We start from the raw sequence: 25,023 nt of genomic DNA on the forward strand, positions 1-25,023 counted from the left end.
GACCGAAGCTGCCAACGCCGCCGCGGCGCATGCCCGTGCCCCCGCGCCCATTCGTGGTGCTGAGCGCACGCGAGCAGGCCATCCGCACCACGCTCACGATCGTTGCCGTGCTCATCTTCGGCTTTCTCGCCAACCTCACGATTTTCGGCCAAGTGCAGCACTTCGTCTCGCAGCAGCAGCTGACGAACTCGCTGCGAGCAGAGCTCGCTCAGGGCACGGCCCCGGTCAGCGAGGGCACCGTGGAGCAGGTTCTGCTCGAGGCCGGAGCCCCAGTGGCGCTGATCGACATTCCCTCGATCGGGGTGCACGAGGTGGTCGTCGAAGGAACCGACTCCGGTACCCTGCGTGCCGGACCGGGCCACCGCCGCGATACCGTGTTGCCGGGCCAGGCCGGCTACAGCGTCATCATGGGCCGCGCCGCTGCCTACGGCGGCCCTTTCGCCCGACTGCAGGAGTTACGACCGGGGCAGCAGTTCACCGTCATCACCGGGCAGGGCCGTCAGGAATTCTCCGTTCTCGGCGTTCGGTACGCGGGTGACCCCATGCCGGCTCCCCTCGGCGCGGGGAAGAGCCGCCTGATCCTCGTGACGGCTCGCGGCCCCGCGTTTGTGCCGAGCGGGATCGCCCGGGTGGATGCTGAGCTCGTTTCGGAAACGAAACCGGCGGGCGTCCGAGCGACCACATTCGTGACCCTGCCTGCCGTCGACCGGGAGCTCGCCACTGACACCAGAACGGTGTGGGCGCTTGTGTTCGCCTTGCAGTTCCTGCTGCTGGTCGAGCTTGCCGCCGTGTGGGCCTATCGACGCGTCGGCCTCCGCAAAACCTGGACGGTTTTCCTCCCCGTCGTCACCGTGGGCGGCCTGTTCGTGGCCGACCAGGTGGTGCGCCTGCTTCCGAACCTGCTGTAGAAACGATGGAGTCCATGAACGACGAAATGATCAACGCTGACGCGACGCAGGTGCTGCCGCTACAGAAGGCGCCACGGCGGCGAGAGAGCAGGCTGCGCCCGCCGGCTCGATCCGCCGTGCCGACCCTGACGAGTCGCCTGTCCGTGCCGTGGCGCAAACGCCCGGCCGGCCAGGACCTGTCCCCGGAAGCCCCGGGCCACGCGGCTGTGGGGGACCTCGCCCCACTGGCCACCCTCGAAGGCCGCAACGTTTCCGCCTGGTTCGGCGAGCGTCAGGTTCTCGACCGGGTCAACCTCGTGATGCCCGCGGGCGTCATCACCTCGCTGATCGGGCCGTCGGGCTGCGGCAAGTCGACGTTCCTGCGCATCCTGAACCGGATGCATGAGCTCGTTCCCTCCGCAAGCCTGGCCGGAGAGGTGCTCCTCGACGGCGTAGACATCTATGACCCGGAACTCAAGCTCGTCGACGCCCGCAAACACATCGGGATGGTCTTCCAGAAGCCCAACCCCTTCCCGGCGATGTCGATCTACGACAACGTCATCGCAGGCCTCACCCTCACCGGCCAGCGTGCCTCGAACGACGAGAAGGACTACCTCGTGGAGAGCTGCCTGACCAAGGCCGGCCTGTGGAAGGAAGTGCGGGACCGTCTTCGGGAGCCGGGCGGCGGGCTCTCCGGCGGCCAGCAGCAACGCCTGTGCATCGCCCGATCCCTGGCGGTGACTCCGCGCATCCTGCTCATGGACGAACCGTGCTCGGCCCTCGACCCCACGTCGACGCGGGTGATCGAGGAGACCATGCTCGAACTCGCCCGGGAGGTGACCATCGTGATCGTGACCCACAACATGCAGCAGGCGCAGCGCGTCTCGCAGAACTGCGCCTTCTTCCTCGCCGCTCAGGGCACGCCCGGCGGGATCGTGGAACACGGACCCACCGACGCCATGTTCGGCAACCCGATCGACCCGCGCACCGCGGACTACGTCAACGGCCGGTTCGGGTAACGATCGGCGGCCTGGGATCTGAGAACCGGCCGGAAACTGGGGGTCAGCTTTTCCCCTCCGGGCCGCCTGGCCGAATTACACTGAAGCATGACTTCCGCTGGCTATGCCGAGATCGAGCGCACTTTCGACGTCAACCCGGCGACGACGCTGCCGCCCCTGCACGACCTGCCGGGCGTCACCCACGTGGAGCCGCCCGTCGAGCACCACCTCGATGCCCTCTACTACGACAGCATCGACTTGGTCCTCGCCAGCCGGCGGCTGACCCTGCGCCGCCGCACCGGGGGAGTCGACGCCGGCTGGCACCTCAAGCTCCCGGTCGCCGTTGACGAGCGTCGCGAGATTCGGGAGCCGCTGGGCGAGCACCCGGAGCACATCCCGGAGGCCATCCTCAACCTTGTGCGCGCGGTGCTCCGCGGCCGCACACTGGTGCCCGTGGTGCGGCTGCGCACCCGACGCACGGTGCACGAACTCGTCGGCGAGGACGACCAGGTGCTCGCCGAGGTGTGCGACGACGAGGTGCAGGCCGACCGGCTCGCGCCGGAGCCGCTCAGCCAGACCTGGCGGGAATGGGAGGTCGAGCTCGTGCACGGCTCCCGCGACCTGCTCGACGCCGCCCAGGTGCGGCTCGCGTCGGTCGGCGTGGAGCCATCCGGAACCCCGTCCAAACTTGCCCGCGCCCTCGGCGACGCTCTGCCGCCCTTCGTCACGGTCCCAGTACCTCGGCCGACCCGCAAGAGCTCCGCCGGTGCCGTGCTGCTGAAGTACGTGCACGAACAGGTGCGGGCGATCGGCACTCAGGATGCCCGGGTCCGAGAGAACGACGTGGACGGCGTGCACCGGATGCGCGTGGCCACCCGCCGCCTGCGCTCGGTCCTGTCCACTTACCGGGACTGTCTGGACACCGCGGTCACCGGGCCTCTCCGCAACGAGCTGCGCTGGCTGGCCGGCTCGCTCGGCGCCGCCCGGGACGCGGAGGTGATCCGGCAGCGCCTCGCCCACCGGCTCGGGCAGGAACTGGCCGAACTCGTCGTGGGTCCGCTGACGGAGCGCATCGACGAACATTTCGCGGCGGTCATCCGGGGTGCCTGCAGCCAGACCCTCGCCGCCCTCGACTCCGAGCGGTACTTCCGGCTGCTCGACACACTCGACGCCGTGCTGGCCGCCCCGCCGCTGCTCCCTCCGGCGGACAAGCCCGCGAGCATCGTCATCCCCGAACTGATCCGCGCGGACTGGAAGCGGCTGCGCGCATCCGTTTTCCTGGCGCAAGGCACCCCGTCGGGCGCTGTGCGCGACGAGGCGCTGCACGAGGCGCGCAAACGGGCCAAGCAGCTGCGCTACGCGGCCGAGACGGCCACGCCGCTGCGGCGCAGCCGAGCGGTGCGGCTCGTGGCCGCGGCCCGGCAGGTGCAGGACACCCTCGGCGACCATCAGGACAGCGTCGTCGCCCGGGAGAAGCTGCTCCGGCTCGGCATGGCCGCGTACCTGCAGGGTGAGAACGCCTTCAGCTACGGTCGGCTGCACGCCGTGGAACAGAACGGGGCCGCCGCCGTGGAGGCGCGTTTCTTCCGCACCTGGCGGGACTTTCCCAAGGCCTCGATCGCGAAATAACTCAGTCGAAGCCGAGGCTGAGCTTGCGCAGCAGGGTCGCGAGACCGGCCTGCTCGCTCGGCGACAGCATGGCGAGCAATTCGGCCTCGGCGTCGACCAGCCGGGTGATGGCGGCATCCACCCGGGTGAGCCCGGCCGGGTTCATCCCCACGAAAATGCCGCGTCCGTCATTGGGGTCCGTGCGCCGGGTGACCAGCCCGCGCTCGACGAGCCGGTCGATCCGGTTGGTCATCGTGCCGCTGGAGACCAGCGTCTGCTGCAGCAGGGCCTTCGGGCTCAGCTCGTAGGGTGCCCCCGCGCGGCGCAGCGCCGAGAGCACGTCGAACTCCCAGGAGTCCAACTCTGAGCGGGAGAACGCGGTGCGGCGGGCGCGGTCCAGGTGCTTGGACAGACGGGCCACGCGCGACAGCACCTGAAGCGGTGCGAAGTCGAGGTCGGGCCGTTCGCGCAGCCAGGCGTCAACGATCCGGTCGACTTCGTCATGTGCGGGCATCCGTCTATTATCCCGCTCGGGCACGCCAACCGGCGCAGGAGCGCGTCCCAGGAGCGCCGGGGCGCGCTATCGGCGCGATATCTGGCAGACTTGTCACCGTTGGTCGACCCGCGGTCGACGAATTCCGCCGTGGTGTAATGGCAGCACGACAGCCTTTGGAGCTGTTAGGTCTAGGTTCGAGTCCTGGCGGCGGAGCACTGCATGGCGTCACCATCCGGTCTTCCCCGGGCGGCTCCACCGAAGCTAGAGGAAACCCCGTGACTGATTCCCGACTCGCAATCGTCGTGCTGGCCGCCGGCCAGGGCACCCGCATGAAATCAAGCACTCCGAAACTGCTGCACGAGTTGGCCGGTCTGCCCATTCTCAGCCATGTGCTGGCGACATCCCGCGCCCTCGAAGCGGCACATGTCGTCACCGTGGTGCGCCACGAGCGCGACCAGCTGGCCGCCCTCGTCGGCAAGGACCTGCCCGAGAGCCTGATCGTCGACCAGGACGAGCTGCCCGGCACCGGACGGGCCGTGGAGCAGGCCATCACCGCTCTCCCCGATGACTTCGAGGGCGACGTGCTCGTGGTCAGCGGCGACGTGCCGCTGCTCAACGCGGCCACGCTGGCCAGTTTCGTCGCCGCGCACCGCGACCGGGACGTCTCGGCCACCGTGCTCTCTTCCTTTCCGGAAGACGCCACCGGCTATGGCCGCATCGTGCGCTCCGAAGAGGGCGCCTTCGACCGCATTGTCGAGCAGAAGGATGCGACGGCCGAGGAACGTGCCATCTCCGAGACGAACGCCGGGGTCTACGTCTTCCGCGTAGCCGAGTTGCGCGAGCAGCTGGCCAACGTCACCACCGAGAACGCGCAGGGAGAGAAGTACCTCACCGACGTGGTCGGGCTGCTGCGCCAGGCCGGGGCCGAAGTGCGGGCCGTGCCGGTCGCCGACGCCTGGCTGGTGGCCGGCATCAACGACCGGTCCCAGCTCAGCGAGACCGCGCGCCAGCTGAACGGCCTCATCGTCTACGGCTGGCAGCTGGCCGGCGTGACCGTGCAGGATCCTGCCACCACCTGGATCGACCTCAAGGCGAAGCTGGCTCCGGATGTCATCATCCGGCCGGGCACGCAGATCCTCGGTTCGACCGTGATCGAGACCGGTGCCGTGATCGGCCCGGACACCACCCTCCTCGATTGTGAAATCGGCGAGAACGCGGTGGTGAAGCGCACGGATGCGACGCTCGCGGTCATCGGCGCCGGCGCATCCGTCGGTCCGTTCGCCTATCTGCGCCCGGGCACGAATCTGGGCGCTGACGGCAAGATCGGTACCTTTGTCGAGACCAAGAACGCGACCATCGGCGTGGGTAGCAAAGTGCCGCACCTCAGCTACGTCGGCGACGCGACCGTGGGAGTCGGATCGAACATCGGGGCCGGCACGATCTTCGCTAACTACGACGGTGTGACCAAGAACCACAGTGAGATCGGGTCCCACGTGCGCACCGGGTCGCACAACGTGTTCGTCGCGCCGATTAGGATTGGGGACGGGGCGTACACGGGTGCCGGAACAATCGTCCGTAAGGACGTGCCGGCCGGGGCCTTGGGCCTCACCGTGGCCCCACAACGCAATATGGACGGCTGGGTACAGACCAACCGCCCAGGAACCGATGCGGCGGCGGCTGCGGCAAAGAGTGGAGACTAGGTGTCTGGAATCAAGACCAGCGGCGAAAAGCGACTTGTATTGGTTTCGGGGCGAGCACACCCGCAACTGGCACTGGACATCGCCACGGAACTTGGTACCGAACTCGTTCACACCGACGCACGCACCTTCGCGAACGGCGAGATCTACGCGCGATTCGATGAGAGCGTGCGCGGCTCGGACACCTTCGTGATCCAGTCGCACACCGACCCGATCAACGAGTGGCTGATGGAACAGCTGATCATGGTCGACGCGCTCAAGCGGGCCTCCGCCAAGCGCATCACGGTCGTGGCGCCGTTCTACCCTTACGCCCGCCAGGACAAGAAGGGCCGCGGCCGCGAGCCGATCTCGGCCCGGCTGATCGCCGACCTGTTCAAGGTCGCCGGAGCCGACCGGATCATGGCCGTCGACCTGCACGCCGCCCAGATACAGGGCTTCTTCGACGGCCCCGTCGACCACCTCTTCGCCATGCCCGTGCTGCTCGAGCACTTCAAGGAGAAGCTCGACCCGGCCACCCTGACTGTCGTCTCGCCCGACATGGGCCGCGTGCGCGTCGCCGACATCTGGAGCGACAAGCTCGGCGCCCCGCTGGCCATCATCCATAAGCGTCGCGACCCGAAGGTCGCCAACCGGGTCTCCGTGCACGAGATCGTCGGCCAGGTCGAGGGTCGCGTCTGCCTGATCGTCGACGACATGATCGACACCGGCCGCACAATCGTTCTCGCCGCCGAGGCCCTGCGCGCCGCCGGCGCGATCGGCGTCGTCGTCGCCGCCACCCACGCCGTGTTCAGCCACCCGGCGCTGGAGCTGCTGCAGAATCCCGCGATCTCCGAGGTCGTCGTCACCGACACCCTGCCGATCCCCGAGGAGAAGCGCTTCCCCACGCTCACCGTACTGCCGATCGCGCCGCTTCTGGCACGGGCCATCCACGAGGTCTTCGACGAGGGTTCCGTCACCTCGATGTTCGAGGGCGCCGCATAGCCGCGGGCCCTTCGCACAGCGAACCCCGGCCGGTCGTCGACTGATGTCGGTGACCGGCCACCAGTCTGTCGGGGCTCAGTCCTGATCGGGACCGGGTCTACGCCGGCATCTCGGTGCTGGGCGCCCGGGGCGCCGAGGGAATGATGCCGAGCGGCACGACATATGTCTCGCGCTCGTTCAGATCGATCGCGTAGCACTGCCAGCCGAAGCCGCCCGGACCGTTCAGCTCGAAGCGGGCGTCGAAGTCGACGGCGCCCGGATAGTACCGAGCCGTGGCCACGCTGCACGCATTGGCGGCCGTGGTCGTCGCCACCTGCACGCTCGTTAGGATGCCGGGCACGATCAGCGCCACGAGCCCGAGCACGACGACGATGCGCATGATCAGGAGGGTGCGCGGACTGCGCAGGGGCCGGCCGGCATCCAGCGGCTCGTAACCGGAGAGTTCGGGGTGGTCGTCGCTCGTCATCAGGCTCCCAGTATCGCAAACAAGGCTGCTTCGTGCTGAACCTCCCCAACAGTTGCCCCAGCGGACGACTGTTGCCGGTGTGCGGGCAACAGTCGTCCGCTGCGGCAACGTTTGTTCCGCCGGGAGCGACGCGGCCACCCCTCCCCAGGCTCCCCGGGCCGCGCGGGCCCCACGGAACACGGGGGAGCGGCACCGCACCCGCCTCACACCGCGAACCTCGGCAGATGGCTGACGCGCGAATCGACGAGCACACCGGGCTGTACCTCTCGGGCGGGGCCGCCGCCACAGAGTCAGACGACCGGCACTTTCGGCGCGAGGCGCAGTTCGGGAGGAGTGCACTACGGCTACGCCGCGGTGTCTTCACCACGACGGAACACTGGGGGCCGCTCCCACCGCGACAGAGGCACCTCGCCGAGATCCGCGCGGTCGTCGCCACGCGAATGCGCGACCCTCTGATCAGCCATCAATCGGCGGCGGCCGTGTGGGGGATTCCCCTGGCCGAGGCCTGGCCGAGCACGGTGCACGTGCTCGCACCACCGCAGTCCCGGGCGCGGAGCAAGAATGGCGTGACGGTCCACCGCATCGACGTTCCCGACGGTGACATCGTCGACATCGACGGGATGCTCGTGACCAGTCCCGCGCGCACCCTGCTCGACCTGGCGCGCACCAGGAGTTTCGCCACAGCCGTCGTCGCGATCGATCATGCCCTCAATCCGCGAAGTGCATCCCCGGAGGTCTTCCTGACGGACGAGGTGCTGCGCGAGAAACTCCAGGAGTCGGTGTCGCCCCGGGGGTGGGTGAAGGCGGAACGGGCCATCCGCTTCGGACGGCCCAATGCGGACAACCCGGGTGAATCGCTCAGTCGTGTGGCGATCTTCGAGCTGGGCTTCCCCGATCCCCTGCTGCAGACGTGCCATCGCAACCCTCGCGGCGGCTTCTACTTCACCGACTTCGAGTGGCCGGCCTATCGTCTGATCGGGGAGTTCGACGGGCAGGGCAAATACCTGAAGGCGGAGTATCTCCGGGGACTCACGCCCGGGGAGGCGGTCACCCGGGAGAAGGTGCGCGAGGATGACCTCCGCTCGGAAGGCAATCGCATGGCCCGCTGGGGCCCTCCGATGTGCGCCAGCGCGGGTCGCTCTTGCGCATCCTCACGACCGCAGGCCTCCCGGTCCTCCGATAATCTGCCGGCTGACACACAGGTGTTGCCAGCGCATAAAACTGTTGCCGGAGCGGACAACTGTTGCCGGTGTGCGGGCAACACTCGTCCGCTCCGGCAACAGTTGCGCCACCGGAGGAGCGGCTCTAGAGCGAGGAGCCCTCGGTCTCGATCTCGCTGCGGTCCCCCGACCACAGGGTATGGAAGGTTCCGGGCATGTCGACGCGCTTATAGGTGTGCGCGCCGAAGAAGTCGCGCTGGCCCTGCACGAGTGCGGCGGGGAGCCGTTCACTCGCGAGCGAGTCGAAGTAGCTGAGCGCCGACGCGAAGCCGGGAACCGGGATGCCCGACAGTGCCGCCGTCGAGACCACGCGGCGCCACGCCGACTCGCCGTCGGCGACGGCCTGGGCGAAGTACGGGTCGGCGAGCAGGGAGGCGATCGACGGGTCGTTGGCGTAGGCGTCGACGATGCGGTTCAGGAACTGGGCCCGGATGATGCAGCCGCCGCGCCAGATCGTGGCGATGGCGCCCTTGTCCACGGTCCAGCCGTACTTCTTCGCACCGGCGATGATCGCGTCAAAGCCCTGGGCATAGGCAACGACTTTCGACGCGTAGAGCGCCTGGCGCACGTCGTCTTGGAAGGTGTGGCCGACGACGGCGATTTCCGGGCGCGCGGTGATGGCGGCGCGCACGGGGACGCGCTGCTCCGGATGGCTGGACACGGCGCGGGCGAAGACGGCCTCGGCGATGCCGCCGACGGGCACGCCCAGGTCGAGCGCGTTCTGCACGGTCCACACGCCGGTGCCCTTCGAGCCGGCCTCGTCGAGCACGACATCGATGAATGGCAGGCCGGTCTTGGCGTCGACCTGGCGCAGCACCTCGGCGGTGATCTCGATCAGGTAGCTCTCGAGGTCACCCTCGTTCCACTCGGTGAACACATCGGCGATGGCGGCGGGGGAGTGCCCGGTCACCTTGCGGAGCAGGTCGTAGGCCTCCGCGATGAGCTGCATGTCGGCGTATTCGATGCCGTTGTGGATCATCTTGACGAAGTGACCGGCGCCATCCGTGCCGATGTGAGTGACGCAGGGGACGCCGTCGACGACGGCTGCGATCGATTCGAGGATCGGGCCGAGGGTCTTGTAGGCCTCCACCGAGCCGCCGGGCATAATGCTGGGGCCCTTGAGGGCACCCTCTTCGCCGCCGGAGATGCCGGCCCCGACGAAGTTCACGCCCGTGGCGCGCACCTCTTTCTCGCGGCGGATGGTGTCCTGGAAGTCGGCGTTGCCACCGTCCACGATGATGTCGCCGGGCTCGAACAGGGTGGTCAGTCGGCTGATCACGGCATCCGTGCCCGCACCGGCCTGCACCATGATGATCGCGGTACGCGGCTTCTGCAGCGACGCCACGAACTCCTCGATGGTCTCTGAGGCGACGAAGCCGGCCTCGGGGTGCTCGGTCGTGAGCAGGCGGGTGCGCTCGGGGGAGCGGTTGAACACCGCCACGGTGTTGCCCGCACGGCTGGCCAGGTTGCGGGCGAGGTTCGAGCCCATCACCGCCAGTCCCACTACGCCAATGTTTGCCTGTGCTGCGCCGGTTTCGGCCACGTTTGCTCCTTCAGCTATCTGTTCTCAGAACTCCTTCAAGGCTAGTCGCTCGGCCCATGGCCGTGACGTGGAGTGACGCGGGCGGTGCCGGTGACGGATGCCGCTGCGCGCGTTCGCCGCGCGCCGTCGCCTCCGCTAGACTTACGAGTTGAACTTCGGCGAGGGCTGCCGCCCGCCGGGAAACCGAGGGTGCGGCATCCGTTATCGACGCGGCGGAATGCTTCACGGCCTTTCCTCACGCTGACACGCGTTCGAGTTGAAAAATGAACCAGTACCCACCTTTGCGGGCATCGTCCGCAAACCAGATCTGGGCCGTAGCGGTCCGCAAGGAGAAACACCATGGCTGACGCCACCAACAAGATTGTCGCCGACCTGCGCGTGAAGTTCGGCAAGGGTGCTGCCCGCAAGCTGCGCGTGCTGGGCAAGATCCCCGCCGTCATGTACGGCCACGGCACCACCCCGGTTCACGTCGCGCTCCCCGCGCACCAGATCGGCCTGCTGCTGCGCCGCGCGAACGCAGTCCTCGAGCTGGACATCGACGGCAAGAGCCACCTGACCCTGGTCAAGGACGTCCAGAAGGACCCGTTCCTCCAGATCATCGAGCACCTCGACCTGATCGTCATCCGAAAGGGTGAGAAGGTTCAGGTCGAGGTTTCCGTGCACCTGAACGGCGAGTCGGCCCCCGGCACCATCGCCGACCTGGACACCAAGACCCTCCTGCTCGAGGTCGAGGCCACCAGCATCCCGCAGAACCTTCCGGTCTCCATCGAGGGCCTCGAAGACGGCGACCAGATCCGCGCGAAGGACGTCGTGCTCCCCACGGGCGCCACGCTCATCTCCGACGAAGACGCCGTCGTCGCGTTCGTGCACCTGCCGGCCGAGGAAGAAGAGGAAGAGGAAGAAGAGGCCGAGGTCGCCGAGGGCGACGCCGAGGCCGCTCCCGCCGAGTAGTCATCCCCTTCTGGTTTCGTCGTAAGCGGAGGATTCCCCTGGACGACAATCTTTGGCTCGTAGTCGGGCTCGGCAACCCCGGGCCCGACTACGCCGGTAACCGACACAATGTCGGCCACATGGTGGCTGCCGTGCTCGCCGACCGCCTGTCGGCGGCTTTCAGGAACCACAAAACGAATTCGTCGGTCGCCGAGGGGCGCAGTTTCCCCGGGGGGCCGAAACTGGTGCTGGCCAAGCCGAACACGTTCATGAACGTGTCCGGCGGGCCGGTGGCCGCGCTGCTTCGCTTCTACTCGCTGGAGCCCGCGCACCTGATCGTCATCCACGACGACCTTGACCTCCCGTTCGACACGATGAAGATCAAGGTCGGCGGCGGCCACGGCGGCCACAACGGCCTGCGCGACATCATCGCCGCAGCGGGTACGAACGAGTTCATCCGCATCCGCGTCGGCATCGGGCGCCCGCCTGGCCGGCAGCCGGCCGCGGACTTCGTGCTGCACGACTTCACGTCCCCGGAACGTTCGGCTTTGCCCAACCTGTTGACGGATGCCGCCGACGCGATCGAACTCATCGCAGCCGAGGGCGTCGCCGCCGCACAGCAGAAGTTCCACGCCCCCTGATTCCCCTTGATCGCCCGGGTTGGCTGTCAGCTGGGTTGCGTAGAATGCTCCGGTGACTCTCCAGGGCTTAATTGCCACACTTTCGCGCGCCTCCACATTCGACAATGCCCTCGCCTTCGCGAACCGGAACGTCGATTTCTCTCTCACCGAGGGGCTTCGCGCCCCGCTGCTCGCCGCCCTGCTCGAGCAGCGCACCCGGCTGGGCAAGGCCCCGGCCCTGCTGCTGATCACCGCCACCGGGCGGGAGTCGGAATCGCTGCACGAGAACCTTGCCTGCTTCGCCGCCGACGCCGAGATCATCGATTTCCCGGCCTGGGAGACGCTGCCGCATGAGCGGCTCAGCCCCAGCGCCGAAATCGTCGGCAAGCGCCTCTTCGCCCTGCGACGGATGCGCGAGTGGGAGGAGAGCGCCCCGGTCGCCCGACGCCCCCTGATCGTCATCGCCTCCGTGCGCGCCGCGCTGCAGCCTGTGGCCGACAACCTCACCGACTACGAGCCGATCGACCTGGTCGCCGGCCAACGTGGTCACGACCTCTCCGCCATCGCACGTGAGCTCGTCAACGTTGCCTATGCCCGGGTGGACATGGTCACGCGGCGCGGTGAGTTCGCGGTGCGCGGCGGCATCCTCGACGTCTTCCCGTCGATCGCCCCGCACCCTTTCCGGGTGGAGTTCTTCGGGGACGAGGTCGAGCAGATCCGCGCGTTCTCGGTCTCGGACCAGCGCTCCTTTCCTGCCCCGGTCGACTCGGTGAGCCTGCCGCCGAGCCGCGAGCTGCTGCTCAGTCCCGCCGTTCGGCAGCGGGCCCGTGAGATGCAGCACGAGTTCCCGAGCCTGTCCGGCCTGCTCGCGAAGATCGCCGAGGGCATCCCGGTCGAGGGCATGGAGAGCCTCGCACCTGCTCTCGTCGACCGGCTCGTGCCGATCACCCACTATCTGCCCGCGGAGGCGGCCGTCGCCGTCATCTCGCCCGAGCGCGTCGCATCCCGGGCGATCAGCCTGGCCGAGACCAACCGGGAGTTCCTGGGCGCGGCGTGGAGCGCCGCGACCGCGGGCGCCGAGGCGCCGATCGACCTGGAGTCGGGCGACTTCCTCACCCTCGGGCGGCTGCGGGAGGCCGTGCAGTTCAGTGCGCCCGGCGCCCCGGCGTCCGCGCACGTGTGGTGGACCCTGAGCTCCTTCCAGGCGGCGCCGACGGATGCCCCGGTGCTGCCCGAGCACCGGGAACTCGACGACCTGCTCACGGTGCGGGTCGAGGGCGACGCCGTGCCGAGCTTCCAAGGCAGCGTCGAGGGCGCCGTCGGTCACCTGGCCGAGCGGCTGAAGGCCGGCTGGACCGTCGGCATCGTCGCCCAGGGTGCCGGGCTGGTCGAACGCGCCGCCGACGTTCTGGCCGAGCGGGAGCTGCCCGCCCGGATCGTCACGGAATGGCCGAGCCGACCCGAGGCCGGTATCGCCTACCTGCTGAAAGCATCCGTCGACCACGGTTTCGAACTGCCGGAGACGAAATTCTCCCTGGTCAGCGAGTCCGAATTCTACGGCCGCACCGTGGGCTACGACGCGCGCCAGGTGAAGAAGCTGGCCAGCCGGCGCAAGAACGTCGTCGACCCGCTGCAGCTGAAGGCCGGCGACCACGTCGTGCACCAGACCCACGGCATCGGCCGGTTCATCGAGCTCACCCAGCGTGAGGTCTCCAGCGGCGGGCGCAACCCGGTCAAGACCAAGCGTGAATACCTCGTGCTCGAATACGCGCCGTCGAAGCGCGGGCACCCGGGTGACAAGCTCTACGTGCCCACCGACCAGCTCGACCTGGTCAGCCGCTACGTCGGCGGGGAGGCGCCGACGCTCAGCAAAATGGGCGGCAGCGATTGGTCGGCCGCGAAGACCAAGGCGCGTCGTGCCGTGCGGGACATCGCCGTTGAACTCGTCAAGCTCTACTCCGCACGGATGGCCAGCAAGGGCCACGCGTTCGGGCCGGACACCCCCTGGCAGCGCGAGTTGGAGGAGGCGTTCCCGTTCGCCGAGACGCCCGACCAGCTCACCACCATCGACGAGGTCAAGGCCGACATGGAACGGCCCATCCCGATGGACCGGCTGCTCTCCGGCGACGTCGGGTTCGGCAAGACCGAGGTGGCCGTGCGCGCCGCCTTCAAGGCGATCCAGGACGGCAAGCAGGTCGTCATGCTGGTGCCGACGACCCTGCTCGTGCGCCAGCACATGGAGACGTTCCAGGAGCGCTTCGCCGGATTCCCGGTGCACCTGCGCGCGCTCAGTCGATTCCAGACCGAGAAGGAATCCCGCGAAACTATGGCGGGCATGCTCGACGGCACCGTCGACCTCGTGATCGGCACCCACCGGCTGCTGTCGGACTCCATCGTGTTCAAGGACCTGGGCCTCGTGATCATCGACGAAGAGCAGCGCTTCGGCGTGGAGCACAAGGATGCGCTGAAGAAGCTCAAGACCAACGTGGATATCCTCGCGATGAGCGCCACGCCCATCCCGCGCACGCTGGAGATGGCGGTCACCGGCATCCGGGAGATGTCCACCCTGGCCACCCCGCCGGAGGACCGGCACCCGATCCTCACCTTCGTCGGACCGTACTCCGACCGCCAGGTGGCCGCGGCCATCCGGCGGGAGCTGCTGCGGGAGGGCCAGATCTTCGTCGTGCACAACCGGGTGTCCAGCATCAACCGGGTGGCCGCGAAGCTGGCCGAGCTCGTGCCGGAGGCACGGATCGCCGTGGCGCACGGCCAGTTGCCGGAGGCACAGCTGGAACAGGTCGTCGTGGACTTCTGGGAGCGCAAATTCGATGTGCTGGTCTCGACGACGATCATCGAAACCGGCCTGGACATCGCCAACGCGAACACGATCATTATCGACCGCGCCGACAAGTTCGGGCTCAGCCAGTTGCATCAGCTGCGGGGGAGGGTCGGCCGCGGCCGGGAGCGCGCCTACGCCTATTTCCTCTACGACGAGAACAAACCGTTGACTGAGATCGCCCACGACCGGCTGTCGACCATCGCCGCGAACAACGAACTGGGCGCAGGCATGCAGGTGGCGTTGAAGGACCTCGAAATCCGCGGCGCGGGCAACCTGCTCGGCGGCGAGCAGGCCGGGCACATCGCCGGGGTCGGCTTCGACCTTTACCTGCGCATGATCGGCGAGGCCGTGAGCGCCTTCCGCGGCGACGTCGCGGAGGGCCAGACGGAGCTGCGGCTCGAACTGCCCGTCGACGCCCACATCCCCGAAGACTACGTCGACAGCGAGCGGTTGCGCCTCGAGGCCTACCAGAAGCTGTCCGCCGCAAGCTCGCCGACGGCCGCGAAGGACCAGATCGACCTGGTCCTCGACGAACTTACCGATCGCTACGGCGAGCCGCCCCAGCCGGTGCAGAACCTCATCCTGGTCTCCCGGCTGCGGTGGCTGGCCCAGCAGGCCAGTCTCGGCGAGGTCGTCGCGATGGGTTCGAACCTGCGCGTGTCGCCGGCGAACCTCGCCGACTCGATGCAGGTGCGCCTGCAGCGCATGTACCCCGGGTCGCGCTACTTCACCCAGAACGGTGCGCTGACCGTGCCCATGCCGCGCATCAACGGGGAACCGCTTGGGGATGCGGCGCTGATCGCCTGGGCCGGCAACCTACTCGACGCTCTCTTCCCGCGTCCCGTCGTCGCGGTCGCGTAGCCCGCCGCGGCCGGGTGGCCCGTCGCGATCGCTTGACGAGTGGCCGTGGGTCCGACCCGTCTTTCAGCGGTTCCGTCCCGAACGAATTCGACGGAGATTCTGTCCAAATCGGACGTAAACACACCTAGAGTGCGCTCCTTCGAGAAAATCTCCGTCGAATTGGTACGACGCCGGATACTCCACTCAGGTCTCCGGTGCGCCGCTGCCAGGCATCGGGCGCAGGATCGCGGCGGCGGCCCGCAAACGGCTCCGGGTACCCACGATGAACACTGGGTCGCCTACCCGGCGCTCGCCGGCCACCGTGAGCTCCCGCCGCATCCCGATGCCTGGCAGCGGCACCTCCGTGAAAATCATGGCGCCGGCATAGACCGGGGCTGGGGCTCCTCACGGGACGGATCAGGCCCCGCAGACTCCGTCAATTCCGGGCGATTAGAGTTGTCGCGTGTCCTTTACAGAGAATCCCACCGTCCCGGCATCCGTCCCGGCATCTGTCCCGGCATCCGCCTCGGCATCCGCCTCCAATCTCGACGAACTCGTGCGCGTGGTGGCTCTCCTGCGTGCACCGGACGGATGCCCGTGGGACGCAGAGCAGACCCACGAGTCTCTGGTGCAGTACCTGACCGAAGAGACGCACGAGCTGATCGAGGCGATCGAGTCGGGCAGCCGCGACGAGATGCTCGAGGAGCTCGGCGACGTGCTCTACCAGGTGGTCTTCCACGCCGACCTCGCGGCGCACACCGCGGGCGAAGACTTCGACATCCACGATGTCGCCGCGCATATGACCGCGAAAATGGTGGGGCGGCATCCGCATGTCTTTGGCGACCTGAACCTGGAAACGGCCGACGACGTGGCCCTCGCTTGGGACGATTTCAAGGCCGCGGAGAAGCCCTCCCGCACGAGCGTGCTCGACGGGATCCCGCAGGGTATGCCGGCGCTCGCGCTCGCCGACAAGGTGCTCGGCCGAGCCCAGAAGATCGGGCTGCTCGGCACCGAGGCCGCGTTCCCTCTTCCGATCGAGACCGAGGGCCAGCTCGGCCCGCTGCTGCTGGCCATCGTGTCTGCGGCCAAGAGTCAGGGGCTCGACTCCGAACGTGCCCTGCGCACGGCCCTCCGCGGTCTGCAGGACGAGATCCGCGAGGCCGAGACGACGGATGCCGGCGACGTTGCCGACGCCGGCATCATCGGCCTGCCCGGCTGAGGCCTGCCCGGCTGAGGCTTGCGCGGCTGAGGCCTGCGCGGCTGAGGCTTGCGCGAAGGCCTGCGCTGAGGCCACGCGGCGGTGCCGACAGGGCGGTGGCGGAACAGTCCAACCATGAGCCAGACATCTGTCAATGGTCCTCTGTCCGCTCAGATCGGTGACGAATTCGATGCCTCGCAGCAGTTCATCGCCATCGCCGTCTGCTTCGCATCGCCCTGGCGCTGGCCCAGGAGAAGCAGGTCACAGCGCAGGCCGAGGAAGTGGCCTGGATGTCCACCCTCTTGACCATCGCCAGGGCGCCGGTGACAACCACTTCGACATCTTGCACTACATCGCATGAGAGACCGTGTCGGGCGTCCCGGCGGAAATCGACGGGCCGACCCGAACTGACACAATTGGGGCTATGGCAACACCAGTGACCCCTCCCCGCGGCATGCGCGACTTCCTCCCCGCCGACAAGGCGTCCCGGGAACACGCACTGGCCGTGATCCGGCGAAGCTTCGCGGCGCACGGCTTCGACGAGATCGAGACCCCGGTGATGGAAGACGCGGCCCGACTGCACTCCGGGCTCGGCGGCGACAACGAGAAACTCGCCTTCGCCGTGCTGAAGCGTGGGTTGAAGCCGACGGATGCCGCGGCCGCCGCCGCATCCGGCGACCTGCTCGGGCTGGCCGACCTGGGCCTGCGGTTCGACCTCACCGTTCCGCTCGCCCGGTTCTACGCGACTCACCGGGCGGAACTTCCGACGGTGTTCCGGTCCATCCAGATCGCGCCGGTCTGGCGGGCGGAGCGTCCGCAGAAGGGCCGCTACCGGCAGTTCGTGCAGTGCGACATCGACATCATCGGCGAGTCCGGCCTGCTTGCCGAGATTGAGCTGATCACCGCGACCGCCGCCGCGCTCGACGCCCTCGGCCTGACCGGGTGCTCCATCCGCGTCAACGACCGCCGCATCCTGACCGCCCTGCTCGCCCATTGGAGCGTGGCTCCCGAGCTGAACGAACGCGCGCTGATCGTGATCGACAAACTCGACAAGATCGGCGTCGACGGGGTTGTCACGGAGCTCGCCGGCCTGGGCATCGCCACCGACGGCGTGGCCGATACCCTGACTCAGATCGCCGATGCCGGCTGGACGGCCGCCGAGCCGACGCCGCCGGCCTGGCTCAACACGGACGCCTTCGCCGACCTGCTCGCGCTGCGCGCCGCGATGCCCGAGGTTCGGCTCGTGTTCGACCCGACCCTCGTGCGCGGGATGGGCTACTACACCGGCACCATCTTCGAGATCTCACACCCCGATCTCGGCTACTCCCTCGGCGGTGGCGGCCGGTACGACGGCATGATCGGCCGCTTCCTCGGCACCGAGGTGCCGGCCTGCGGGTTCTCGATCGGGTTCGAGCGCATCGTCGACCTGTTGGGCGTGGATGCGGCATCCGCTGAGAACGCCGTCGTACTGGTGTACGACAAGGGAACAGACCCGGCCCGGCTCGTGGCGCTCAAGCGAACACTGGTCGAACAGGGCCTCCGGGTGCGCCTCGAACAGCGCACCAAGAACGTCAAGGCGCTGCTGGAACGCGCGGCCGGAGCCGGTTACGGGCGCTACTCGTTCGTCGGGGCGGATGCCTCCGGCGCGGGCGAACTCGATTTCCGTCCCCTCGGCGGCTGAGGCCAGTCGCTAGACTGTTATGGGATTGGAACACGGCGCTGTCTTCCTCGATTCCTTCAGACCAACACCCCAACAATTAAAAAAATATAGGAAACAGGAGATAGCTGTGGCTCTCATTGAGGCAGTAGTAGCGCGCGAGATTCTTGACTCCAGAGGCAACCCGACCGTTGAGGTCGAGGTATTGCTTGATGACGGTTCGGTCAGCCGTGCCGCCGTTCCGTCCGGCGCATCCACCGGTGCGTTCGAGGCTTACGAGCTGCATGACGGCGACAAGTCACGTTATCTGGGCAAGGGCGTCCGCAAGGCCGTTGACGCTGTCATCGACGAGCTCGGCCCGGCAGTCGAGGACCTCGACGCCGCTGACCAGCGCATCATCGACGCCGTCCTGAACGAGACCGACGGAACCGACAACAAGCACCGCGTCGGCGCCAACGCTATCCTCGGCGTCAGCCTGGCCGTCGCCAAGGCCGCCGCGACCTCGGCCGGCCTGCCGCTGTTCCGCTACCTCGGTGGCCCGAACGCACACACCCTTCCGGTCCCGATGATGAACATCATCAACGGAGGCTCCCACGCCGACAACGACGTGGACATTCAGGAATTCATGGTCGTCCCACTCGGAGCCGAGTCCTTCGCCGAGGGCCTCCGCTGGGGCACCGAGACCTACCACGCCCTCAAGGCGCTGCTCAAGTCCAAGGGCCTCTCTACCGGCCTCGGCGACGAGGGTGGATTCGCCCCCAACCTGCCGAGCAACCGTGCCGCTCTCGACCTCATCGTCGAAGCCATCCAGAACGCCGGCTACACGCCCGGCAAGGACATCGGTCTGGCGCTCGACTGCGCCGCCTCCGAGTTCTACAAGGACGGCGTCTACCACTTCGAGGGCAAGGAACTCACCGCCCTGGAGCTGTCCGCGTACTACGTCGAGCTCGTTGCGGCCTACCCGCTCGTCTCGATCGAAGACCCGCTCGAGGAAGACGACTGGGACGGCTACGTTCACCTCACCGCCGAGCTCGGAGGCAAGGTCCAGATCGTCGGCGACGACCTCTTCGTGACCAACCCGGTGCGCCTTGCCAAGGGCCTGGCCCTCGGCACCGCGAACTCCATCCTGGTCAAGGTCAACCAGATCGGCACCCTGACCGAGACGCTTGACGCGGTGTCCCTCGCGCAGCGCGCCGGATACACCGCCGTCATCTCGCACCGCTCCGGTGAGACCGAGGACACCTTCATCGCCGACCTCGCGGTTGCGACGGATGCCGGCCAGATCAAGACCGGAGCACCCGCCCGCAGCGAGCGCGTCGCGAAGTACAACCAGCTGCTCCGCATCGAGGAAGAGCTGGGCGAGGCCGCCGTGTACGCGGGCCGCTCTGCCTTCCCGCGCTTCAAGGCGTAGTTCGACTGGAGCTCTCGGAGCGCGGGTTCACCCCGCGGCTTCGGGAGCTCCATTTTTTTGTCCGATTGCGGTTAGGGTTCCAGTGCGGGACAACCGCGACCAGCGATTCACGAAGGGAGTTGCCGTGGCCAGGAAACGCGCCGAAGAACAGCCCGTCGCGCTGCCCCCGACCGAGACCGCGGCCGCTCGCTGGCTGCGCGGCCTGCGCCTGTCCGGGTTTTCCCTGGTGATGATGGGCCTCCTGATCATGGCCGTGATCGTCCTGGCGCCCGGCATCCGCACCTACGCCGACCAGCGCCAGCAGATCGAATCGCTCACGGCGGCGGTCGAGGCCCAGCAGGGCGCCGTGGAAGAGTTGAAGAGTGAGCGGGAACGCTGGAACGACCGCACCTACGTCACCACGCAGGCCAGGGACCGACTGTCCTATGTGCTTCCCGGCGACGTGAGCTTCCTCGTGATCAACGATCTGGCCCTGCCCGTCGCGGGCGACGCGGCCGCACCGGTCGCCACCCCCACCATCCAAACCACCAACGTCGATTGGCTCTCCTCCATGTTCGCCTCCGTAATGACGGCCGGTCTGGCTCCCGAGGCCGCGAAATGACCAGGCCTCCCTTCGATTCGGTCACCGAGGACGACATCACCATCGTCTCGGCTCAGCTGGGACGCCCGGCCCGCAACGTCGTGGGCATCGCCGCGCGCTGCGTTTGCGGCGCCCCGACCGTGGTGGCGACGGCGCCGCGCCTTGCCGACGGCACCCCCTTCCCCACGCTGTACTACCTGACGCACCCCGCGGCGACCGCCGCGCTGTCGTTCCTCGAGGCCACCCAGGTGATGAACGAGTACAACCAGTTGCTGGCCGATGACGAGCAGGTGCGTGCCCGCTACCGGCGTGCGCATGAGGGCTTCCTTGCCGACCGCGAGATCCTGGGCACGGTTCCGGAAATCGTCGGCATCTCCTCCGGTGGTATGCCTGAACGCGTGAAATGCCTGCACGCGCTGGCCGCCCACTCTCTGGCCGCAGGCCCCGGAGTGAACCCGATCGGAGATCTGGCCCTCGGCCGGGCGGCCTGGACGCCCGCCGTCTGCGAGTGCCTCGACTACACCACGGCCGACGAGTGACCCGCTCCGCCTGGCGTCGGATCGGCGCGGGCGTCGCCCTGGGCCTGACCATGGCGCTGGGCGGGGCTTTCGTTGCACCGACCGCGCCGGCCTTCGCGGAGAACACGCAGGTGCGTGACCTTGAGTACTGGCTCAATGACTACGGATTCACCCAGGCCTGGAATACGACCCGTGGCGCGGGCGTGACGGTGGCCGTCATCGATACGGGTGTCGCCGACGTCGCCGACCTCACCGGTGCGGTCGTCGGCGGAACGGATGTCTCCGGGCTCGGCTCCGCCAATGGGCAGACGCCCGTCGGAGAAGGCAGTGAGCACGGGACTCTGGTGGCATCCCTGCTGGCCGGACGCGGCACGGGTGAGGGGTCCGGCGTGCTGGGAGTGGCTCCCGAGGCGTCGCTCCTGGCCGTCTCGGTGGCCTTCGGCACCAGCGACGCCACCCTCAGCAACGACGACCAGATCGCCGAGGGCATCCGCTGGGCCGTCGACAACGGCGCCGACGTCATCAACATGTCCCTCACCCGCAACACCTTGGACTGGCCGCCGAGCTGGGACGACGCCTTCCTCTACGCGTTCGAGAACGACGTCGTGGTCGTCGCCGCCGCCGGGAACCGAGGCAGCGGCACCACCGAGGTCGGAGCCCCGGCCACCATCCCTGGGGTGCTCACGGTCGCCGGTGTCGACCGCAACAAGGGCGCCAGCTTCGACGCGTCCTCGCAGGGCATCACGATCTCGGTGGCCGCGCCCAGCGAGCAACTCGTGGGCGTCGTTCCGGGCGGCGGCTACGTGCAGTGGAACGGCACCAGCGCGGCCGCGCCCATCGTGTCGGGCCTGGTCGCCCTGGTGCGCGCCGCCTATCCCCGCCTCGATGCTGCGGAGGTGATGAACCGGGTCATCGAAACTGCCGACCCGAACGGGCGGGTCGTGCCCAGCCCGATCTACGGCAACGGTCTGATCGATGCCGCGGCGGCGGTCACTGCGGCCGTGCCGGCATCCACGAGCCCGGAACCGGCCGCCCTGCTGGAGGAGTGGATCCGGGTACACCGGCGGGCGGACACCGAGGTCGAGCCCACGCCGCAGACCGCCACGCAGGTGCCGGTCGCGCCGCAGGAAGACCCGGCGTTGCCTGCCCCCAGCGTCGTCGCGGCATGGTTGCCCAGCCCGCTCACGCTGACGTATGTCACAGTGCCGCTCCTCGTCCTGGTCGGGTTTGGTACTCTGGTAACGCTGCTCGGCACCGGGGCCACTCGGCACATCAAGCGAATCCGGTCAAAACGGTAAGTTTTCGTGCAGCCAAATCATGTAGGAGGACTTTCATAGTGCCCAAAATTCTTATTGTCGGTGGCGGCTACGCCGGGTTCTACACCGCGTGGAAGCTGGAGAAATGGCTTCGCGCCGGCGAGGCCGAGGTCACCATGGTCGACCCTCTGCCGTATATGACCTACCAGCCGTTCCTGCCGGAGGTCGCAGCCGGCTCCATCGAGGGTCGCCACGCCGCAGTCGCGCACCGTCGTCACCTCAAGAAGACCAACGTCGTGACGGCCAAGGTCACCCACATCGACCACGCCACGAAAACCGCGACCATCACCCCGCCCATTGGCGAGCCCTACGAATTCGTCTATGACGTCGTCGCGGTGACGGCCGGCGCCGTGTCGCGCACGTTCCCGATCCCGGGCGTCGCGGACCAGGCCATCGGTCTGAAGACCATCGAGGAAGCCGTCGCCATCCGTGACCGCGTGCTCACCAACTTCGACAAGGCTGCCCAACTTCCGGCCGGCCCCGAGCGCGACCGCCTGCTCACCTTCGTCGTCATCGGCGGGGGCTTCGCCGGCATCGAGGTCTTCGCAGAGCTGCGTTCCTTCGCGTCATCGCTGCTGAAGTCCTACCCGCAGATCGGGTTCGACGACACCCACTTCCACCTGATCGAGGCGATGGGGCGCATCATGCCCGAAGTTTCGCTGCCGACCAGCCTCTGGGTCATCAAGCACCTCGACGAACGCGGCGCGCAAATCCACCTGAACACGCAGCTGACCAGCTCGGTCGACGGCAAGGTCGAACTGTCCACCGGTGAGAGCTTCGAGACCGATCTGATCGTCTGGACAGCCGGAGTCATGGCTAACCCGGCCATCGTGCGCCACACCGACCTGCCGATCGAAGATCGTGGTCGCCTGCAGGTGCGCCCCGACCTGCGCGTCGGAACCGATGACGAGATCATCGCGGACGCCTGGGGCGCCGGCGACATCACCGCCGTTCCCGACCTGAGTGGCGGGGGAGTGGGCGGCTTCTGCGTGCCCAACGCTCAGCACGCGGTTCGCCAGGGCAAGCTCCTCGCGAAGAACATCGTCGCGGTGCTGCGCGGCGAGAATCCCGAGGAATACCTGCACAAGAACTTGGGTGCCGTCGCCGGCCTCGGCATCGGTTCCGGTGTCTTCCAGTCCGGCAAGATCGCCATCACGGGTCTGCCGGCCTGGTTCGCCCACCGCGGCTACCACGGCCTGGCCATGCCCAGCTGGGAGCGCAAGCTGCGCATCATCTGGGGTTGGATGAACAACTTCTTCCTCGGTCGCGACATCGTCTCGTTGGCCGCGGTGCAGAACCCGCGGGCCACGTTCGCGGAGTTTGCCTCGCGGCCCAAGCCGGTCGTGGATTCTGCCGCTCCGGCCAAGGCTCCGGTGACCGTCGCCGCATCGGCCAAGGCAGCGGCCACCGTAGCCGGCCCCGGCACGGGTCCCGCCGCCAAGGCAACGGCGCGTGCACCCCGAGCCCCGCGAAAGACCGCGGCCGACAAGGCTGCGGAAGTCGCTCCGGCAGGGACGACCGAGAAGGCCGCGGCGACCGCAGCCGTCAAGTAACAGCGTCTGCGGGCGTCACCGAGAGAAACCGATGACGCCCGCAGCCCCTACGCTTGAGGCGTTCGGTTTCGCCGGGCGTGCCCCCGTAGCCCAATGGCAGAGGCAGACGACTTAAAATCGTCACAGTCTGGGTTCGACCCCCAGCGGGGGCACCACACGGTACGTCACAGCGTCACCGCGTCACCGCGTCACGGCCTCGACTCCCGCCGCCCGGGCGACAGCATCCATGCAGCGTCGTTCAACCTGCCGGCAGACCCTGAACGGATGCCGCGGTAAATCCCTGCCCCCGGTCTGTGCCGGGTGAGGCAGCCTGTCCGGCCCGGTTTCGTCGCGCTACGATCCGCGAGTGAAACGGTCGATGCCTCCTGCCACGTGCCATTCCCCGATGTAGGAACGGTGTCAGGGGCTTTCTGCAAACAACGTGGGACATCACCCGGTTCTTCTTCTGGAAGTGATCACCACGGCGAAGGTGCTGCCCGGGCGCGGAACCATCACGACCGGCGAGGGCGCGCCGCTCACGGCCAAGGCGCTGCGCCGACCCGGCCGCTCCCTCGGCGTCACCGGCGCTTTGCACCACCGACGCCCCGCGCGCTTTCCGCTCACGGCGTCACTCTGTTGGAGTCCAGTCGGCCGAGGGCGGAACCAATTCGACGGAGATTTTGGCCTCAGAGCCCGGTTCCCGTCTGTTTGGCGCCATTCTCGGCAGAATCTCCGTCGAATTGGTTAGGGGCAGCTACTCCAGGTGGTCCAGATACCTCAGGATGATGCCCTCGCGGAGCGCCCACGGCGACACTTCCAGCTCGGTCACCCCGAACGCGGCCATCGCCGCGTGGAGCACGATGCCGCCCGCCACGATCTGGAAGGTGCGGTCGGCGGTGATGCCGGGCAGCGCCGGGCGCGCCTCAGCCGGGATCCGGGCCAGCCGGGGGACCCAGTCGCTCAGCTGCGAGCGGCTCAGCTGCATCCGCTCGCCTGAACCGAAACCCTCCGCGGTGGAGCCGGCCAGTTTGGCCAGGGAGCGGATGGTCTTGGACGAACCGACGACGTGGTGCGGCGCCGGGAGCCCCTCGAACGCCACCAGGGCTTCCGCGAGCACGGCGGCGGCGTGCTCGCGGAGGGCGGAGACCTGCGCGGGCAGCGGCGGGTCGTCGTGCAGGAAGCCGATGGTGGAACGGCCGGCGCCCAGCGGCAGCGACAGCGCGACCGCAGGCACCTCGTTCGCGCCGGCGGCGATCTCCAGGGAGCCGCCCCCGATGTCGAAGAGCAGGATGTCCCTGGCGGACCAGCCGTACCAGCGCCGCACGGCCAGGAACGTCAGTCGGGCCTCGTCCTCGCCGGACAGGACCTGCAGGGCGACCCCGGTTTCCCGTTCGACCCGGGCGAGCAGTTCGGGCCCGTTCACGGCCTCACGGAGTGCGGAGGTAGCGAACGGCAGGAGGTCGTCGACGTGGTGGCGGCGGGCCACCTCGGCCGCGTTCCGCACCGACTCGAGCACGGCGGTGCACCCCTCCTCGGTGATGGCGCCCTCAGGGGTGAGGTAGCGCATCAGGCGCAGCACGGCCTTGTCGGAGGCCATCGGCACCGGCTGGGCGCCTGCGTGCGCGTCGACGACCAGCAGGTGGACGGTGTTCGAACCGACATCAAGGACTCCGAGGCGCACGCTCT

20 protein-coding genes and 2 tRNA genes are annotated in these 25,023 nt (G+C 68.2%); 17 read left to right on the forward strand and 5 right to left on the reverse strand.

Annotated elements, in window-relative coordinates; genetic code table 11:
* The first annotated feature begins 29 nt into the window (after positions 1 to 29).
* The 3 genes from CXY79_RS09115 to CXY79_RS09125 all read left to right on the forward strand — a co-directional run bounded on the left by CXY79_RS09115 (position 30) and on the right by CXY79_RS09125 (position 3,514).
* Complete coding sequence (locus CXY79_RS09115; RefSeq protein WP_104100820.1) at positions 30 to 908, forward strand: sortase; 879 nt, start codon at positions 30 to 32, stop codon at positions 906 to 908.
* A gap of 224 nt (positions 909 to 1,132) precedes the next feature.
* Positions 1,133 to 1,906, forward strand: a complete 774-nt coding sequence (locus tag CXY79_RS09120) for a phosphate ABC transporter ATP-binding protein (protein WP_199186752.1) — start codon at positions 1,133 to 1,135, stop codon at positions 1,904 to 1,906.
* Positions 1,907 to 1,993: 87 nt separating this feature from the next.
* Complete coding sequence (locus tag CXY79_RS09125) at positions 1,994 to 3,514, forward strand: CYTH and CHAD domain-containing protein (RefSeq protein ID WP_104100821.1); 1,521 nt, start codon at positions 1,994 to 1,996, stop codon at positions 3,512 to 3,514.
* Position 3,515: 1 nt separating this feature from the next.
* On the opposite strand, the gene CXY79_RS09130 is transcribed toward CXY79_RS09125, so the two are convergent.
* Positions 3,516 to 4,007, reverse strand: a complete 492-nt coding sequence (locus tag CXY79_RS09130; RefSeq protein WP_104100822.1) for a MarR family winged helix-turn-helix transcriptional regulator — start codon at positions 4,005 to 4,007, stop codon at positions 3,516 to 3,518.
* A 123-nt stretch (positions 4,008 to 4,130) separates the two neighbouring features.
* On the opposite strand from CXY79_RS09130, the gene CXY79_RS09135 reads away from it, so the two are divergent.
* The 3 genes from CXY79_RS09135 to CXY79_RS09145 all read left to right on the forward strand — a co-directional run bounded on the left by CXY79_RS09135 (position 4,131) and on the right by CXY79_RS09145 (position 6,667).
* Positions 4,131 to 4,202 (forward strand) — tRNA-Gln (locus tag CXY79_RS09135).
* 62 nt (positions 4,203 to 4,264) lie between these two features.
* Positions 4,265 to 5,689, forward strand: a complete 1,425-nt coding sequence (gene glmU, locus CXY79_RS09140; protein WP_104100823.1) for a bifunctional UDP-N-acetylglucosamine diphosphorylase/glucosamine-1-phosphate N-acetyltransferase GlmU — start codon at positions 4,265 to 4,267, stop codon at positions 5,687 to 5,689.
* Entirely contained in the window at positions 5,690 to 6,667 is a 978-nt protein-coding gene (locus CXY79_RS09145; RefSeq protein ID WP_104100824.1) for a ribose-phosphate diphosphokinase, read from the forward strand.
* Between the two features lie 97 nt (positions 6,668 to 6,764).
* Here the strand turns inward: CXY79_RS09145 and CXY79_RS09150 are convergent, their stop codons facing one another.
* Together CXY79_RS09150 and gndA are read right to left on the reverse strand one after the other, a co-directional pair.
* Complete coding sequence (locus CXY79_RS09150) at positions 6,765 to 7,133, reverse strand: hypothetical protein (RefSeq protein ID WP_104100825.1); 369 nt, start codon at positions 7,131 to 7,133, stop codon at positions 6,765 to 6,767.
* A 1,305-nt stretch (positions 7,134 to 8,438) separates the two neighbouring features.
* Positions 8,439 to 9,842, reverse strand: a complete 1,404-nt coding sequence (gene gndA / locus CXY79_RS09160) for an NADP-dependent phosphogluconate dehydrogenase (protein ID WP_233191394.1) — start codon at positions 9,840 to 9,842, stop codon at positions 8,439 to 8,441.
* Between the two features lie 393 nt (positions 9,843 to 10,235).
* Here gndA and CXY79_RS09165 point away from each other — a divergent pair, with 393 nt between their 5' ends.
* The 3 genes from CXY79_RS09165 to mfd are packed head-to-tail and all read left to right on the forward strand — an operon-like array spanning position 10,236 to position 15,146.
* A complete protein-coding gene (locus tag CXY79_RS09165) occupies positions 10,236 to 10,847 on the forward strand; it encodes a 50S ribosomal protein L25/general stress protein Ctc (RefSeq protein ID WP_104100828.1) in 612 nt (203 codons plus the stop codon).
* Positions 10,848 to 10,885: 38 nt separating this feature from the next.
* Complete coding sequence (pth, locus tag CXY79_RS09170; protein ID WP_104100829.1) at positions 10,886 to 11,467, forward strand: aminoacyl-tRNA hydrolase; 582 nt, start codon at positions 10,886 to 10,888, stop codon at positions 11,465 to 11,467.
* Between the two features lie 52 nt (positions 11,468 to 11,519).
* Positions 11,520 to 15,146, forward strand: a complete 3,627-nt coding sequence (gene mfd / locus CXY79_RS09175) for a transcription-repair coupling factor (protein WP_104100830.1) — start codon at positions 11,520 to 11,522, stop codon at positions 15,144 to 15,146.
* A 183-nt stretch (positions 15,147 to 15,329) separates the two neighbouring features.
* On the opposite strand, the gene CXY79_RS15975 is transcribed toward mfd, so the two are convergent.
* A complete protein-coding gene (locus CXY79_RS15975; protein ID WP_158250261.1) occupies positions 15,330 to 15,500 on the reverse strand; it encodes a hypothetical protein in 171 nt (56 codons plus the stop codon).
* A gap of 88 nt (positions 15,501 to 15,588) precedes the next feature.
* Here CXY79_RS15975 and CXY79_RS09180 point away from each other — a divergent pair, with 88 nt between their 5' ends.
* The 8 genes from CXY79_RS09180 (at position 15,589) to CXY79_RS09215 (ending at position 23,513) form a co-directional block, all read left to right on the forward strand.
* Positions 15,589 to 16,344 carry a MazG family protein gene (locus CXY79_RS09180; RefSeq protein WP_104100831.1) on the forward strand — a complete coding sequence of 252 codons (756 nt, stop codon included), beginning with the start codon at positions 15,589 to 15,591 and terminating at the stop codon, positions 16,342 to 16,344.
* A gap of 403 nt (positions 16,345 to 16,747) precedes the next feature.
* A complete protein-coding gene (gene hisS / locus CXY79_RS09185; protein ID WP_104100832.1) occupies positions 16,748 to 18,004 on the forward strand; it encodes a histidine--tRNA ligase in 1,257 nt (418 codons plus the stop codon).
* A gap of 106 nt (positions 18,005 to 18,110) precedes the next feature.
* Positions 18,111 to 19,391, forward strand: a complete 1,281-nt coding sequence (eno, locus tag CXY79_RS09190) for a phosphopyruvate hydratase (RefSeq protein WP_104100833.1) — start codon at positions 18,111 to 18,113, stop codon at positions 19,389 to 19,391.
* 124 nt (positions 19,392 to 19,515) lie between these two features.
* Positions 19,516 to 19,992 carry a septum formation initiator family protein gene (locus CXY79_RS09195; RefSeq protein ID WP_134343481.1) on the forward strand — a complete coding sequence of 159 codons (477 nt, stop codon included), beginning with the start codon at positions 19,516 to 19,518 and terminating at the stop codon, positions 19,990 to 19,992.
* Positions 19,989 to 20,510, forward strand: a complete 522-nt coding sequence (locus tag CXY79_RS09200) for a DUF501 domain-containing protein (protein ID WP_104100835.1) — start codon at positions 19,989 to 19,991, stop codon at positions 20,508 to 20,510. The genes CXY79_RS09195 and CXY79_RS09200 overlap by 4 nt, the downstream gene beginning before the upstream one ends.
* Positions 20,507 to 21,787, forward strand: coding sequence for a S8 family serine peptidase (locus tag CXY79_RS09205; RefSeq protein ID WP_369827965.1), 1,281 nt, complete (start codon positions 20,507 to 20,509; stop codon positions 21,785 to 21,787). The genes CXY79_RS09200 and CXY79_RS09205 overlap by 4 nt, the downstream gene beginning before the upstream one ends.
* A 38-nt stretch (positions 21,788 to 21,825) precedes the next feature.
* Entirely contained in the window at positions 21,826 to 23,358 is a 1,533-nt protein-coding gene (locus CXY79_RS09210; RefSeq protein ID WP_104100836.1) for an NAD(P)/FAD-dependent oxidoreductase, read from the forward strand.
* A gap of 79 nt (positions 23,359 to 23,437) precedes the next feature.
* A tRNA-Leu gene (locus CXY79_RS09215) sits at positions 23,438 to 23,513 on the forward strand.
* A 578-nt stretch (positions 23,514 to 24,091) separates the two neighbouring features.
* Here CXY79_RS09215 and CXY79_RS09220 read toward each other — a convergent pair.
* Entirely contained in the window at positions 24,092 to 25,018 is a 927-nt protein-coding gene (locus CXY79_RS09220) for a Ppx/GppA phosphatase family protein (RefSeq protein WP_104100837.1), read from the reverse strand.
* Positions 25,019 to 25,023 lie beyond the last annotated feature (5 nt).

The organism is Cryobacterium sp. M96 (assembly GCF_002929845.1).
Lineage (GTDB): Bacteria > Actinomycetota > Actinomycetes > Actinomycetales > Microbacteriaceae > Cryobacterium > Cryobacterium sandaracinum.